The organism is Micromonospora sp. NPDC057141 (assembly GCF_042670805.1).
GTDB lineage: Bacteria > Actinomycetota > Actinomycetes > Mycobacteriales > Micromonosporaceae > Micromonospora.
Genome location: NZ_JBHUVA010000015.1, coordinates 49,367 through 62,127, shown reverse-complemented (window position 1 = coordinate 62,127; position 12,761 = coordinate 49,367). Strand labels below are relative to the sequence as shown.

Genomic DNA, 12,761 nt, shown 5'->3' with positions numbered 1-12,761 from the left:
CGGCCTGTCAACGGCTGTCCGGTCTCACCCGACCGGCGCGTGGACGGGCGCGCCCGGGCACCGGACGGCCGGCGTGACCACGCGTGCCAGGATGAACGACATGGTCAGCGGTCCGGTGGCGTTCGTGCTCGGCGGCGGGGGAGTCCTCGGCGCGGTCGAGGTGGGCATGCTGCGCGCCCTGTTCCGCGCCGACGTCCGCCCCGACCTGGTGCTCGGCACCTCGATCGGGGCGGTGAACGGCGCGCTCGTCGCGGCCGACCCGACCGAGGCGGTCACCGACCGGCTGGTCCGGCTCTGGGCGTCCCCCGAGGCCAGCGAGGTGTATGGCGACTCCGTCGCCCGGCAGCTGCGCCGCTTCGCCGCCCGCACCCACCTGCACTCGCCCCGGCCGTTGCACCGGCTGCTGGAGGCCGAGTTGGGCGAGGAGACGACCTTCGCCGACCTGCGGGTGCCGTTCCGCTGCTGCGCCGCGCACATCGAGCGGGCCGCCGAGCACTGGTTCGACAGCGGCCCGCTGGTGCCGGCGGTGCTCGCCTCCGCCTCGGTGCCGGGGCTGCTGCCGCCCACCGAGATCGACGGCCAGCACTTCATCGACGGCGGGATCGTCAACTCCATCCCGATCGGCGCGGCGGTCGAGGCCGGGGCGCGGGAGATCTTCGTACTCCAGGTGGGCCGGATCGAACGGGAGCTGACGCCGCCCCGGCGGCCCTGGGAGATCGCCCAGGTCGCGTTCGAGATCGCCCGCCGGCACCGGTTCGCCCGGGAGATGGCGGCGCTGCCCGACGGGGTGCGGGTGCACGTGCTGCCCACCGGGGGGCCGGGCCCGCGCGAGGACAGCCCGTGGGCGTACCGGGACATGGCGGCGGTGGGCCGGCGGATCAGCCGCGCGTACACCGCCTCCCGCCGCTACCTGGCGACCCACCTGGACCACTGATGCCGCTGCCACCCCGATGGGTCCGCCGGTTGCTGCTGGCGCCCGGTGTGGTGCTGCTCGCGGTGGCCGTGGCGACCACGCTGCCGGCCTGGGCCCTCGCCGCCCTGGCGCTGTCCCCGCTGGTCCCCGGCCGGCTGCGACCGCTGCGCCTGCTCTGGATCGGCTGCGTCTACCTGGTCTGGGACGCGGCGGCGCTGCTGGCCCTGTTCGTGCTCTGGCTGGCCTCCGGCTTCGGGGTGTGGAAGCGGACGCCGCCGTTCCAGCGGGCACACTACGTGCTCGCCGGCCACTTCCTCCAGGTGTTCTTCTGGCAGGCCCGGTGGACGCTGCGGCTGCGCATCGACGTGGTCGGCACCGACCCCGACACGGCGCTGCCCGGCCGCCCGGAGCTGGTGCTCTGCCGGCACGCCGGGCCGGGCGACTCGTTCATCCTGATCCACGCGCTGGTCAACTGGTTCCACCGGGAGCCCCGGATCGTGCTCAAGGAGAGCCTCCAGTGGGACCCGGCGATCGACGTGCTGCTCAACCGGCTGCCCAGCCGGTTCCTCGCCCCGGCGTCCGGCCGGCGGGAGTCGGTGACCGAGCAGATCGGCCACCTCGCCACCGGCCTGGACGACGACGACGCCTTCGTGATCTTCCCCGAGGGGGGCAACTTCACCCCGCGCCGCCGGCTGCGCGCCATCGCCCGGCTGCGTTCGCTCGGCCTGGAACGGATGGCGCTGCGCGCGGAACGGATGCGGCACGTGCTCGCCCCGCAGCCCGGTGGGCTGCTCGCCGCGCTGGACGCCGCCCCCGACGCCGGGGTGATCTTCGTGGCGCACACCGGCCTCGACCGGATGCTCACCGTCGCCGACGTGTGGCGGGAGCTGCCGATGGACAAGCGGATCATCATGCGGTTCTGGTCGGTGCCGCCGGAGGAGATCCCCGTCGGCCGGCAGGAGCGCATCGACTGGCTGTTCGACTGGTGGGCACGCATCGACGAATGGATCGCGGCGCACCACGACGGCGGCGAGTAGGGTGCGTTGGTGGAGCAGATCAGCGTGGTGACGACCGTGGTGGACAGCCGCTCGGTCGCGGACGTGCTCGCGGCGGCCTCGGTCGCCGGTCGGCTGGCCGCCTGTGCGCAGGTGGGCGGCCAGGTGGACAGCACCTACTGGTGGCGGTCCGCGGTGGAGACGACCACCGAGTGGTCGGTCCTGTTCAAGACCGCGCCGGACCGGGTCCCGGCGCTGGTCGACCATATCCGCCTCAGCCATCCGTACGAGGTGCCGGAGGTCCTGGTGACCCGGGTGGACAGCGGCAACCCCGACTACACGGCCTGGGTGCACGAGCAGACCCGGCCCTGAGTACGCGCACTCTGGGTGGGGCTTGACCAGGGCACCATGATGGCCGGGTGGACACGAGTGGCTACCCCTGCCCGGCGTGCGGCGCCCCGGCCGACCTGAGCGTCGGCTGCCGGCGCTGCGGCCGGGCCCCCGACCCGGCCGCCGCCGAGGTGATCCGGCTCGACCGGGAGATCGTCCTGCTCGCCGGGCGGGCGGAGCAGGCCCGCCGGGCGTACCTCGAACTGGCCGAGGCGGTGCGGTCCGCGCAGGCCCGCCGGGCGGACCTGGCGGTCCGGGTCCGGGCGGCGACCCCGGTCGGCGCCCCGCACCCGGCCGGGCCGGCTCCCGTGCCGCCATCCGTCGTCTCGCCGCACCTCGTCCCGCCGACTGCCGTGCCGTCGGTCGGCCCGGCGCTGCCGGTGCCCGGTTCCGCGCTGCCGGTGCCCGGCCCGCCGGTGCGCGTGCCCGGCCCGGTGCCCTCCGCGCCGGCCGGCCCGGTGCCACCGCAGCGGCCGGCGCAGGTCGGCGGGGCGGAGACCTCCACCCGGACGGTGCAGGGGCTGCTCTTCGTGCTCGGCGGTCTGCTGCTCGGCACGGCGGCGGTGGTCTTCACGGCGGTCGCCTGGGCCACGGTGGGCGTCGCCGGACGCGCGCTGATCCTGCTCGCGTTCACCGCGCTCGCCCTGGCCGTCCCGCCGATCGCGGCGCGGCGCGGGCTGCGCGGCACGGCGGAGACGTTCGCCGCCGTGGGGCTGCTGCTGGTGGTGCTCGACGGGTACGCCGCCTGGTCGGTGGACCTGTTCGGGGTGACCGGCTGGTCCGGGGCCCGCTACGCCGCGCTGGTCGGGGGGGTCAGCGCGGTGCTGGCGGCCGGCTACGGCCGGCTGACCCGGCTGACGGTGCCGTGGTTCGCGGCGCTGTTCACCGCGCAGCCGGTGCTGCCGCTGCTGGCCGGCCCGGCCCACCCGTCGGCCGCCGGCTGGACGGTGGTGTTCGTCGGCGTCGCGGCGCTGAACCTCGCCGTGGTCGCCGCCCTGCGCGACCGTGGCCGGGCTCCGGTGCCGACGCCGACCCCCACTCCGCCGGGGGCGCCGATCCAGGCGTCGGCGGCGGCCTCGGCTGCGGCCGGGGGGTCGCAGGTCGGGGGGTCGCAGGTCGGGGCGGGGGCCGCCGGGGGGTCGGCCCCCGCCGCCGGCCGGGTGCTGGCCTGGCTCGGGTACGCCGGCGCGCTCCTCGTCGCGGCGGGCTGCGCGCTGGTGCCGCTCGCCGTGGGCCGGGCGGCCGGGTCGCCGCTGCTGGCCGGCGGGCCCCTGCTGCTGGTCGCCCTGGCCCTGCTCGGCGCGGCGCTGGTCGCCGGCGGCCGGTGGTTCCGGGCCGCGGCGGCCGGGGCGCTGGTCCCGGTGCTCGGCCTCGCGCTGCTGCGCCCGGTGGCGGAGCTGCGCTCGGGGCTGCTGACGGTGGCCACGGCCCTCGTCGCGCTGGCGCTGGCCGGGGCGGTCCGGGCGCTGCCCCGCCGGGTCGGCACCGGGCCGAGGGCCGGGGCCCTGGTGGTGGCCGCCGGGGCGGCGCAGGTCGGCGCACTGCTCGCCGTGCTGCTCGGCGCGGTCGCGGTGGGTCGGGTGCTGCCGCCCTGGTCGGGTGTCGGCGCGGGCCCGCACCTGCCCTGGGGGTGGCAGGTCCCGGTCGCCGTGGCGCTGGCGGCGGTCGCCCTGGCGGCACTGCTGCCCCGGGTGGCGTGGCCGGTCATCGGGGTGGTCGCGGTCGCGTTCGCCACCCTCGCCCTGCCGGGCGTCGGGCCGGTGCCGTGGCCGGCGGTGCTGGCCGCCGGGCTGGTCGTCGGCGCGGGCCTGCTGCTGTTCGCCGTCACCCGGGCCCGGCCCTGGTGGGGTGTGCTGGCGGCGGCGGTTGCCGGCGCGGCGCTGGTCGGGCACGCGCTCCTGGCCGGCCTGGCCTCCCCGGACGGGGAGGCGGCCCTGCTCGGCGCGGTCGTGCCGCTCGGGCTGGCCGTCGCCGCCCTGGGCCGACGGGACGGCGGCGTCCGGCGGGGCGTCGCCGGGGCCGCCCTGGCCGCCGCGCTGCTGGCGGTGCCGGCGGCGGTCACCGTGGCGCTCTTCGCCGCCGGGGCGTCGCCCTGGTGGCAGGCGCGGGCCGCCCTGGCCGCCGTCGGGCTGCCGCTGGTCGCGCTGCTCGCCGTCCGCCGCCGGTGGCCCGAGCTGACCGGGTACGCCTCCGTCGCCTTCGCCGCCGGGTCCGTGCTGGTGGCGCTGGCCCCCCTGGTCGTACGGGTCGACGAACCGGTGGCGCTCTATGCCGCGGTGGTGGTTCTGCTGACCGTGCTCGCCGGGCCGGGCACCCGGCCGACAGGGGCGCCGCTGGTCAGCGGCCTCGGGCTGCTCGCGGTGGCGCTGTTCGCCGCCGCCCCGGTGCTCGTGCGGGTGCTCGTCGCCCCGTACGGGGAGGTGTCCACGCCGTGGTCGGGCGCGCCCACCGGCGTCCCGGTCCCGGGTGCCGCCCCGGCCGGCGTGGCCCTGCTCGTGCTGACCCTGGCCGCCGCGCTGGCGGGCCGCGCACCCGGCCGGTCGGCGGCCGACCCGGCCGGCGGGCAGCCGCCCCGGGCAGCGGGGTGGGCCGACGCGGCGCTGCCGGCGCTGCCGTTCGCCGCGGCGGCGGTACCGGTGCTGCTCGCCGCCGCCGGCGCGCCCTGGCCGGTGGTGTCGGGGGTCCTCCTGCTCACCGGGGTGGCCGCCCTGCTGGCCGCCGCCCTGGTCCGGCCCCGGCCGCTGCTCCTCGGAGTCACCGTGCCGGTGGGGCTGGTGGCCACGGCGGCCGGGCTGGGCGGGCTGCTCGCCACCCGGGCCGGCACCCTCGCCGGCCTCGGGGCGCTGGTGGTGGCCGGCGTGGTGGCCGCCGTCGCGGGCCGGACGGGCGCGGCCCGGCTGGCCGGCGTGCTGGTGGCGGTCGGGTCGGCGGCCGGGTTCGCGGTCACCGCCGCGCTGGCGGCGAGCCTGCCGCTGCGTACGGCCTCGTTCGCCGTCCTGGCGGTGGCGGTGCTGGTGCTGGCCGCCGCCGCCCTCCCGGCCGGCGTCGACCGGCTCAGGGGCCGGGTGCTCGACGTCGCCGCCCAGGCCGTGGCCCTGCTCGCGGTGCTGCTGGCCGCCGGGTCGCCCCGGTACGCCGCCGCGGTCTGCGTGCTCTGGGGGGCCGCCGTGGGGCTGCGGCTGCTGCGCCGGGGCGAGCCGGTCGGGTGGCGCTGGGCGTTCGCGGGCGTCGCCGGGGGCAGCGAACTGCTCGGTGCCTGGCTGCTGCTGGGCGCCGGCGGGGTAGTGCTGCTGGAGGCGTACACCCTGCCGGCGGCGGGCCTGGCCCTGGCCGCCGGCGCGGTGGCGCTGCGCACCCGGCCGGGCCTGAACAGCTGGCTCGCGCTCGGGCCGGGGCTGGCCGCCGGGCTGCTGCCCAGCGGGGTGTCGGTGCTGTTCGCGCCGGACCCGCAGCCCTGGCGGCGGCTGCTGCTCGGGGCCGGCGCGCTGGCCGTGGTGCTGGCCGGCGCGGCCCGCCGCTGGCAGGCTCCGGTGCTGCTCGGCGGTGTCACCCTGGTCCTGCTCGCGCTGCACGAGCTGGTCCGCGGCTGGGACCTGCTGCCCCGGTGGATCTTCCTGGCGGCCGGTGGCCTGGCCCTGATCGGGCTGGCCGCGACATACGAGCGACGTCGGCGCGACCTGGCCCGGTTCCGGGCGGCGGTGGGACGGATGAGCTGATGGCGGGGCGGTGGGAGACGAGTGACGGGGTAGGGAGGACCCCACCTGGGAAGCTGGTGCTGACCGGGTTACCCACGGCTACTGTTGCCGAGAGACTCGGCACAGGGCACGCCGTCCGGCGTGGCCCTGGTGCCGAAGTGCGGGGAGCTCAGATCATGCTTGCAGCGACAGCGGACCTGCCGGCCCGGCGAGGCAGCGACTATGCCCAACTGTCCCGTCGGATCAGCGGGGCGGGCCTGCTCGACCGCCGGCCCGCCGGATACGCCGCCCGGATCGCACTGACTCTGGCGGCCTTCGTCGCCGGCTGGGTGGCGGTGCCGCTGGTCGGCGACTCGTGGTGGCAACTGCTGGTGGCAGCCGGCCTGGCCGTGGCCACCACCCAGGTGGCGTTCCTCGGGCACGACGCCGGCCACCGGCAGATGTTCCGCCGCCGCGCGGCGAGCGAGGCCGCCGGGTTGCTCGCCGGCAACCTGGCCGTCGGGCTCAGCTACGGCTGGTGGGTGGACAAGCACAACCGGCACCACGCCAACCCCAACCACCACGACGAGGACCCGGACGTCGGGGCCGGGGCGCTGGTCTGGTCGTACGAGCAGGCCGCCGCGACCCGGGGCATCGGCCGCCGGCTGGCCCGGCGGCAGGCGTGGCTGTTCTTCCCGATGCTGCTGCTGGAGGGGTTTGCCCTGCACGTGGCGAGCGTGCGGGCGCTGCTCGGGCGCACCCCCGACGGCCGGTACGCCACCCCGGTGCGGCACCGGGCCGTCGAGGGGCTGCTGCTCGCGCTGCACGCGGCCGGCTACCTCGGCCTGCTGTTCGCGGTGCTCCCGCCGGTCAAGGCGTTGGCGTTCATCGCCGTGCACCAGGGGCTGTGGGGCCTCTACATGGGCTGCGCGTTCGCCCCGAACCACAAGGGCATGCCGATGCCGACGGCCGACGAGGACCTCGACTTCCTGCGCAAGCAGGTGCTCACCTCGCGCAACGTGCGGGGCGGCTGGTTCGTCGACGTCGCGCTGGGCGGGCTCAACTACCAGATCGAGCACCACCTGTTCCCGAACATGCCCCGGGGCAACCTGCGCCGGGCCCAGCCGATCGTGCGGGCGTACTGCGCCGAGCGGGGGGTGCCGTACGCGGAGACCGGGCTGGTCGAGTCGTACCGGCAGGCGCTGGCCCACCTGCACGAGGTGGGCCGGCCGCTGCGGGGCTGACCGGGCACGCGTACCGACCGGGGCGGGCCGCGACAGCACGCCCGCCCCGGCTCGGTCCGGGAGCCTCGGTCAGCCGCCGGCGCCGGTCAGCCCCGTCGGCGCCTCGACGACCTGGCTGGCCGGTGGCCTGGACACGGACACGGGCGTGCCCCAGTCGGAGTAGGTGACGCTCATCCGGCCCAGCGTCGGGCTGACCACCGTGGTGTCGACCTCCAGCTTCGTCAACCGCCCCTGCCCGTCGACGGCGGCGGTGAACGGCACGGCCTTGGCCTTGTCGCCCAGATCCGCCAGGGTCTTGCTGTTGGCCATGCTCTTCGAGTAGTCGAGGGTGCCCGCGAAGGAGCCCGGCCCGGTGCGCCGTACCTCGACGACGGCGTCGAGCATCTTCCTGACGCCCACCGGGTCGTCGGCGGGCATCAGCCCGAGCTGCCCGCCCGAGCCGAGGTTGCGGGTGTCCAGGTGCAGCCACTTCCCGGACCCGCCGGTCACCGCGCCGAGCTGGCCACTCATCTTGACGTACGCGTCCCTGCCGATCATCAGGACGCAGTTTTCACCGAGCGCGCCCAGCTCCATCGTCATGTCCATGGCCGGCACCTTCGGGTCGGACAACCCCGTCCCGCTGAACCCCGTCGAGCGGACGTGGATCCGCATGCTCTCCTCGTTGAGCCTGAGCACGGCGGCCCGCAGCTCGTCGGCCGGATCCGCGGTGGTCGCGCCCGCCGGGGCCGCGCTCGCGGCGCCGCCGTTCGCCGCCGGGGCGTCGGTCGTGGCCGGGCTGCCGCAACCGGTCACCGCGAGGCCGAGGACGGCGACGTACGCGACCCCCGTGGTCGCCAGCCGTCGGAGTTTCATCAACACGCGCTCCTCGCCAGGTTGAGGTGGGCCGGCCGGGCGCAAGCCGCCTCCGTCGACCCGAGTCGGTGCTCAGCCTAGCGGCCGGCACCGACAGGCGGGCGTCGATGCCGGTGCACGTCCAACCGGCCCGGTCGGTCCCCTGGCGGTAGGGTCTGGCCATGGCAGACGTGCTCACCGCCGAGGCGGTGCGAGACGGGCTGGGCGGGCTGGCCGGCTGGACGGGGGACCCGACCGGGATCAGCCGCACCGCCGAGCTGGGCAGCTTCCCGGCGGCCGTCGCGGTGGTCGACCGGGTCGCCGAGGTGGCCGAGGAGCTCGACCATCACCCCGACATCGACATCCGGTGGCGGACCCTCACCTTCCGCTGCGTCACCCACTCGGCCGGCGGGGTCACCCACCGGGACCTGGAGCTGGCGCGGCGCATCGACGACATCGTCCGGAGTGCCCGATGAGATTCGAGATCAGCAAGGTGCTCGACGCCATCGAGGGTCGGGTCTGCACCGACCCGTCGCTGGCGCGGGCCGTCCTCGACCTGGCCGAGGTGATCCGCTACCAGGACCTCGACGGCGGCCGGCCGGCTAACCTGCTCCGGCTCGGCATGGTGATCGACGCGCTCGCCCGCGACCTGGAGGAGGACAGCGTCCCGGTGTACGCGATCGTGCACCGGGCCCTGCTCTCCGACGCCGACCTCACCTCCAACGAGCGGATGGTGGTGCGCCGCTGGGCCGACGACGGCCTGGTGGAGGTGCTCGACCACCCGGGCGACCGGATGCTGGAGGTCGCCGACCTGCTGGGGCTGCCGGTGCTCAGCCGGGCCCGCTTCGACGGCCTGCGCGGCCGGTTCCCGTGGACCGTCGAGCAGCCCGGCCGGGTGCTCGCCCCGGTGCCCGGTGCGGGCGGGCCGGTGTTCATCGCCCACGTCGGCGGCGGCAACGTGCCGGTCGCCGGCACCCGCTCGGCGACGGGGGAGAAGCTGCTCGCCCGGCAGTGGCGCTGCCCCGAGCCGGGCTGTGCCCTGTTCGGCGGCGGCGGGGGCGGCGGCGCGTTCGCCGACCTGGCCCGGGTGGAGCGGGCCCCGGCCGGGCAGCCGCCACCCACCCTGCGCGGCGGCGTGCCGACCTGCCCGCGACACGGCGCGCGGCTCGGCGACGCCGGGCCCCGGCCGCGTACGGAGGTGCTGGCCGTGCGCATCGGCGGGCTGATCCGCCGCCGGTTCGTGCTCACCGAGGAGCAGCCGGTGCTGGTCGGGCGCGCGCCGGAGCAACAGGGCGGGATCGTGCTCGGCCAGTGGCTCAACGACGAGGCGCGGCGCTGGATCAGCCGCGGCCACGTCCGCTTCGAGCTCAGAATTGGTGAGGTGATCGTGACCGACGTGAGCACCAACGGGTCGGGGATCCGCCCCGGTGGCTCCATGGCGGAGCCGGACCGGATCGCGCTGAAGCCGCAGCAGTCCCGGGTGCTCTCCGCCGGTGACATGGTCGAGCTGTACCCGGGGGTGCAGCTCGGCCGCGCCGACGAGCTGCCGTCGGGCGCGCCGTTCACTCCCGCCTCGGTGATGGCCGAGGCCCCGACAATGGCGATGCGCCTGCCCCGGCCCTGAGCCGGGTGCGCCGGGCGGGTGCCGGGCCGTGGCCCGACGCCCGCCCGGCGTCGTACGGTCAGTCGGCCAGCACGGCGGCGAGCTGGGCGACCGCGTGGTCGATCTCCTCGGGGGTGATCACCAGCGGCGGAGCCAGCCGGATCGTGGAGCCGTGGGTGTCCTTGGCCAGCACGCCCCGTTCCATCAGCCGCTCGCATGCCTGCCGGCCGGTCATCAGCGCCGGGTCGATGTCGAGGCCGGCCCAGAGCCCTCGGCCCCGCACGGCGACGAGGCCCTGGCCGATCAGCGCGCGCAGGCCGGCGTGCAGCCGCTCGCCCAGCTCCGCCGAGCGGCGCTGGAACTCGCCGGTGGCCAGCAGCCGGACGACCTCGGTGGCCACCGCGCAGGCCAGCGGGTTGCCGCCGAACGTCGAGCCGTGCTGGCCGGGCTGGAGCACCCCGAGCACGTCGGCGTTCGCGGCGACCGCGGAGACGGGCACGATGCCGCCGCCCAGCGCCTTGCCGAGGAGGTACAGGTCGGGCACGACGTCCTCGTGGTCGCAGGCGAACGTCGCCCCGGTGCGGCCCAGGCCGGACTGGATCTCGTCGGCGACGAACAGCACGTTCCGCTCGGTGCAGACCCGGCGTACGCCCGGGAGGTAGCCCGCCGGCGGCACCACGACGCCCTGCTCGCCCTGGATCGGCTCCAGCAGCACGGCCACGGTGTCGTCGTCGATCGCCGCCTCCAGCGCCGCGAGGTCGCCGTAGGGGACCACGGTGAAGCCCGGCGTGTACGGCCCGAAGTCGGCGCGCGCGTCGGAGTCGGTGGAGAAGCTGACGATGGTGGTCGTACGGCCGTGGAAGTTGCCCTCGGCCACCACGATGTTCGCCTGCCCGGCCGGCACGCCCTTGACCCGGTAGCCCCACTTGCGGGCCACCTTGATCCCGGTCTCGACGGCCTCCGCGCCGGTGTTCATCGGCAGGACCATGTCCTTGCCGCACAGCTCGGCCAGCTCCCGGCAGAAGTCGGCGAACTGGTCGTGGACGAACGCCCGGCTGGTGAGGGTCAGCCGGTCGAGCTGGGCGTGTGCGGCGGCGATCAGCCGCGGGTGCCGGTGGCCGAAGTTGAGCGCCGAGTATCCGGCGAGGCAGTCCAGGTAGCGCCGCCCGTCGATGTCGGTGACCCAGGCGCCCTCGGCGGAGCTGACCACCACCGGCAGCGGGTGGTAGTTGTGCGCGGTATGGCGTTCGGCGTCCCGGACCGCGCCCGGCGTCCGCAGCATGTCTTCCACGATCACTTGCTCGCCTTTCCCTGACGGAGTCGCAACGTGCAGCACTTCGGTCCGCCGCCGGCCTTGCGCAGCTCGGACAGGTCGACCCCGATGGTCTCGTAGCCCCGGTCGCGCAGCCGCGCGGCCAGGCCGGTGGCCTGCTCGGGCAGCACCACGTGCCGGCCGTCGCTGACGGCGTTGAGCCCGAGCACCTCCGCGTCGGCGGCGGTGGCGTGGACCGCGTCGGGGAAGAGGCGGCGCAGCGCGGCCCGGCTGCCGGGCGAGAACGCCTCCGGCAGGTACGCCACGGTGCGCTCGTCCAGCACGGTGAGCGCGGTGTCCAGGTGGTAGAAGCGGGGATCGACCAGTTGCAGGGTGATCACCGGGTAGCCGAAGACCTCCTGGAGCTGGGCGTGCGACGCGTGGGCGGTGCGGAACCCGGTGCCGGCCAGCAGCACGTCGCCGGCGAGCAGGATGTCACCCTCGCCCTCGTTGACGTGCTTCGGGTCGTGCAGCTCGAAGCCGGCGGAGGAGAACCAGGCCCGGTAGGCGGGTGCCTCGTCGGCGCGCTGCGGGTCGCGGAACTGCACGGACATCGCGTGGCCGTCGATCACGGTGCCGCCGTTGGCGGCGAAGACCATGTCGGGCAGGCCGGGAAGGGGCACGATCTCCTCGACGGCGTGGCCCAGCTCGCGGTAGACCTGCCGCAGCCGCTCCCACTGCCGGACGGCCAGCTCGGCGTCGACGGGGGCGGTGGGGTCCATCCACGGGTTGATCGCGTAGTCGACGGCGAAGTACGTCGGCCGGCACATCAGAAAGCGCTGGCTGGTGGCGTCCATCGGCACTGTCCTGCTCCCAGGGGTCGGGCGCGCCCGGCCACCTTGGCCCACGGGCTGGCGCCGTTGCCCAACGGTATGCGGGTCAGGTGACGACATCCACCGCTGGAAGTTGCGTCCCCCGACGATTCGTTGCGTCTCGGGGGAATTCCATGGCGATGTGTTGTGCCATCGCCGCCCGCCTCGTCGGGCAGGGCGGGCGGCGGCGGGAACGAGGACGCCGGCCGGTACGCCCAGGTCGGCGGGCTGAGGCGCGCCCCACCCCGGACATGCTTCGGGACGGCGCACCGCCGGCGAGGTCCGATGTGCCCGTCAGAGGCGATCGACAAACTGTGAGTCGAGCCACTCGCGCAGTCGCTGCACCCAGTCGCCGTCGGTGGTGGGCCAGCCGAACTGGCCGGTCATCGCCAGCACCCCGAGCACCACGGCGGCCACGCCGAAGGCCATGCCCAGCAGCGCGTCGGTCTTGCCCGCGACGTGTCGGCGGCGGGTGGCGAGCAGGCCGAACACCGACAGCACCGCGCCCAGCGCGCCGACCGCGATGCCGTAGCCGGCGAGTGCGCCGGTCAGCACGGTGGCCAACCCGGCGATGCCGACGACCAGGCCGAGGGTGGCGAGCAGGCTGGCCCGCGGCTTCGGCCCGACCGGTGCGGCCGGCTGCGGCTCGGGCCGGGCGTCGGCTTCCGTCCGGTTGTCCACCCCGGCTCGGGGCGTCGGCAGCACGGCATCCCGGCCTGCCCCGGCGGGCCCCGCCGTCGGCCGTGTGGCATCCGGGCTCGTCGCGACAGATCCCGACCGGCGGCCCCGGTCGGGCTCAAAGGCGCGGCCCGCAGTGGTGTCGCCGGTCGCGGCGGGTCGGGGTTCGTGGTCGGTCAGGCGCGGGGCCTCGGTGGCGGTCGGGGTCGTGGCCCCGCCGGAGCCGCCGATCCGCCCGTCGCCGTCGCCCTCGTACGCCGGTTCGGTGCGGTGCGTCAACGAAGGTAGCTTCACCTTGGTCTCCTCCTG

General features: G+C 76.3%; 11 protein-coding genes. 7 read left to right on the top strand and 4 right to left on the bottom strand.

Going from position 1 to position 12,761, the window contains the following annotated elements:
• The first annotated feature begins 100 nt into the window (after window positions 1-100).
• The 5 genes from ACFT41_RS11840 (at window position 101) to ACFT41_RS11820 (ending at window position 7,216) form a co-directional block, all read left to right on the top strand.
• Window positions 101-934: a patatin-like phospholipase family protein gene (locus ACFT41_RS11840; RefSeq protein ID WP_377587645.1), complete on the top strand. Its 834-nt coding sequence runs from the start codon at window positions 101-103 to the stop codon at window positions 932-934.
• Window positions 934-1,950, top strand: coding sequence for a 1-acyl-sn-glycerol-3-phosphate acyltransferase (locus ACFT41_RS11835; protein WP_377587644.1), 1,017 nt, complete (start codon window positions 934-936; stop codon window positions 1,948-1,950). The genes ACFT41_RS11840 and ACFT41_RS11835 overlap by 1 nt, the downstream gene beginning before the upstream one ends.
• 9 nt (window positions 1,951-1,959) lie before the next feature.
• Entirely contained in the window at window positions 1,960-2,280 is a 321-nt protein-coding gene (cutA, locus tag ACFT41_RS11830) for a divalent-cation tolerance protein CutA (protein WP_377587643.1), read from the top strand.
• A gap of 47 nt (window positions 2,281-2,327) precedes the next feature.
• Window positions 2,328-6,014, top strand: coding sequence for an SCO7613 C-terminal domain-containing membrane protein (locus tag ACFT41_RS11825; RefSeq protein WP_377587642.1), 3,687 nt, complete (start codon window positions 2,328-2,330; stop codon window positions 6,012-6,014).
• Window positions 6,015-6,169: 155 nt separating this feature from the next.
• Window positions 6,170-7,216 carry a fatty acid desaturase family protein gene (locus ACFT41_RS11820; RefSeq protein WP_377587641.1) on the top strand — a complete coding sequence of 349 codons (1,047 nt, stop codon included), beginning with the start codon at window positions 6,170-6,172 and terminating at the stop codon, window positions 7,214-7,216.
• Between the two features lie 69 nt (window positions 7,217-7,285).
• Here the strand turns inward: ACFT41_RS11820 and ACFT41_RS11815 are convergent, their stop codons facing one another.
• A complete protein-coding gene (locus tag ACFT41_RS11815; RefSeq protein WP_377587640.1) occupies window positions 7,286-8,068 on the bottom strand; it encodes a hypothetical protein in 783 nt (260 codons plus the stop codon).
• Between the two features lie 161 nt (window positions 8,069-8,229).
• On the opposite strand from ACFT41_RS11815, the gene ACFT41_RS11810 reads away from it, so the two are divergent.
• Complete coding sequence (locus ACFT41_RS11810; RefSeq protein WP_377587639.1) at window positions 8,230-8,523, top strand: 4a-hydroxytetrahydrobiopterin dehydratase; 294 nt, start codon at window positions 8,230-8,232, stop codon at window positions 8,521-8,523.
• Window positions 8,520-9,671 carry an FHA domain-containing protein gene (locus ACFT41_RS11805; protein ID WP_377587638.1) on the top strand — a complete coding sequence of 384 codons (1,152 nt, stop codon included), beginning with the start codon at window positions 8,520-8,522 and terminating at the stop codon, window positions 9,669-9,671. Before ACFT41_RS11810 ends, ACFT41_RS11805 begins: the two co-directional genes overlap by 4 nt.
• A 58-nt stretch (window positions 9,672-9,729) precedes the next feature.
• Here ACFT41_RS11805 and rocD read toward each other — a convergent pair whose 3' ends face one another.
• The 3 genes from rocD to ACFT41_RS11790 all read right to left on the bottom strand — a co-directional run bounded on the left by rocD (window position 9,730) and on the right by ACFT41_RS11790 (window position 12,746).
• Window positions 9,730-10,944 (bottom strand): ornithine--oxo-acid transaminase, encoded by a 1,215-nt coding sequence (gene rocD / locus ACFT41_RS11800; RefSeq protein ID WP_377587657.1) that lies wholly within the window; start codon window positions 10,942-10,944, stop codon window positions 9,730-9,732.
• Window positions 10,944-11,759: a dimethylargininase gene (gene ddaH / locus ACFT41_RS11795; protein ID WP_377587637.1), complete on the bottom strand. Its 816-nt coding sequence runs from the start codon at window positions 11,757-11,759 to the stop codon at window positions 10,944-10,946. The genes rocD and ddaH overlap by 1 nt, the downstream gene beginning before the upstream one ends.
• A 309-nt stretch (window positions 11,760-12,068) precedes the next feature.
• Window positions 12,069-12,746 carry a hypothetical protein gene (locus ACFT41_RS11790; RefSeq protein WP_377587636.1) on the bottom strand — a complete coding sequence of 226 codons (678 nt, stop codon included), beginning with the start codon at window positions 12,744-12,746 and terminating at the stop codon, window positions 12,069-12,071.
• Window positions 12,747-12,761 lie beyond the last annotated feature (15 nt).

What these genes read in the sequence shown, in the direction of transcription:
- ACFT41_RS11840 (WP_377587645.1), top strand. Translation starts at nt 101, where the DNA reads ATGGTCAGCGGTCCGGTGGCGTTCGTGCTCGGCGGCGGGGGAGTCCTC.
- ACFT41_RS11835 (WP_377587644.1), top strand. Translation starts at nt 934, where the DNA reads ATGCCGCTGCCACCCCGATGGGTCCGCCGGTTGCTGCTGGCGCCCGGT.
- ACFT41_RS11820 (WP_377587641.1), top strand. Translation starts at nt 6,170, where the DNA reads ATGCTTGCAGCGACAGCGGACCTGCCGGCCCGGCGAGGCAGCGACTAT.
- ACFT41_RS11815 (WP_377587640.1), bottom strand. Translation starts at nt 8,068, where the DNA reads ATGAAACTCCGACGGCTGGCGACCACGGGGGTCGCGTACGTCGCCGTC.
- ACFT41_RS11810 (WP_377587639.1), top strand. Translation starts at nt 8,230, where the DNA reads ATGGCAGACGTGCTCACCGCCGAGGCGGTGCGAGACGGGCTGGGCGGG.
- ACFT41_RS11805 (WP_377587638.1), top strand. Translation starts at nt 8,520, where the DNA reads ATGAGATTCGAGATCAGCAAGGTGCTCGACGCCATCGAGGGTCGGGTC.
- ddaH (WP_377587637.1), bottom strand. Translation starts at nt 11,759, where the DNA reads ATGGACGCCACCAGCCAGCGCTTTCTGATGTGCCGGCCGACGTACTTC.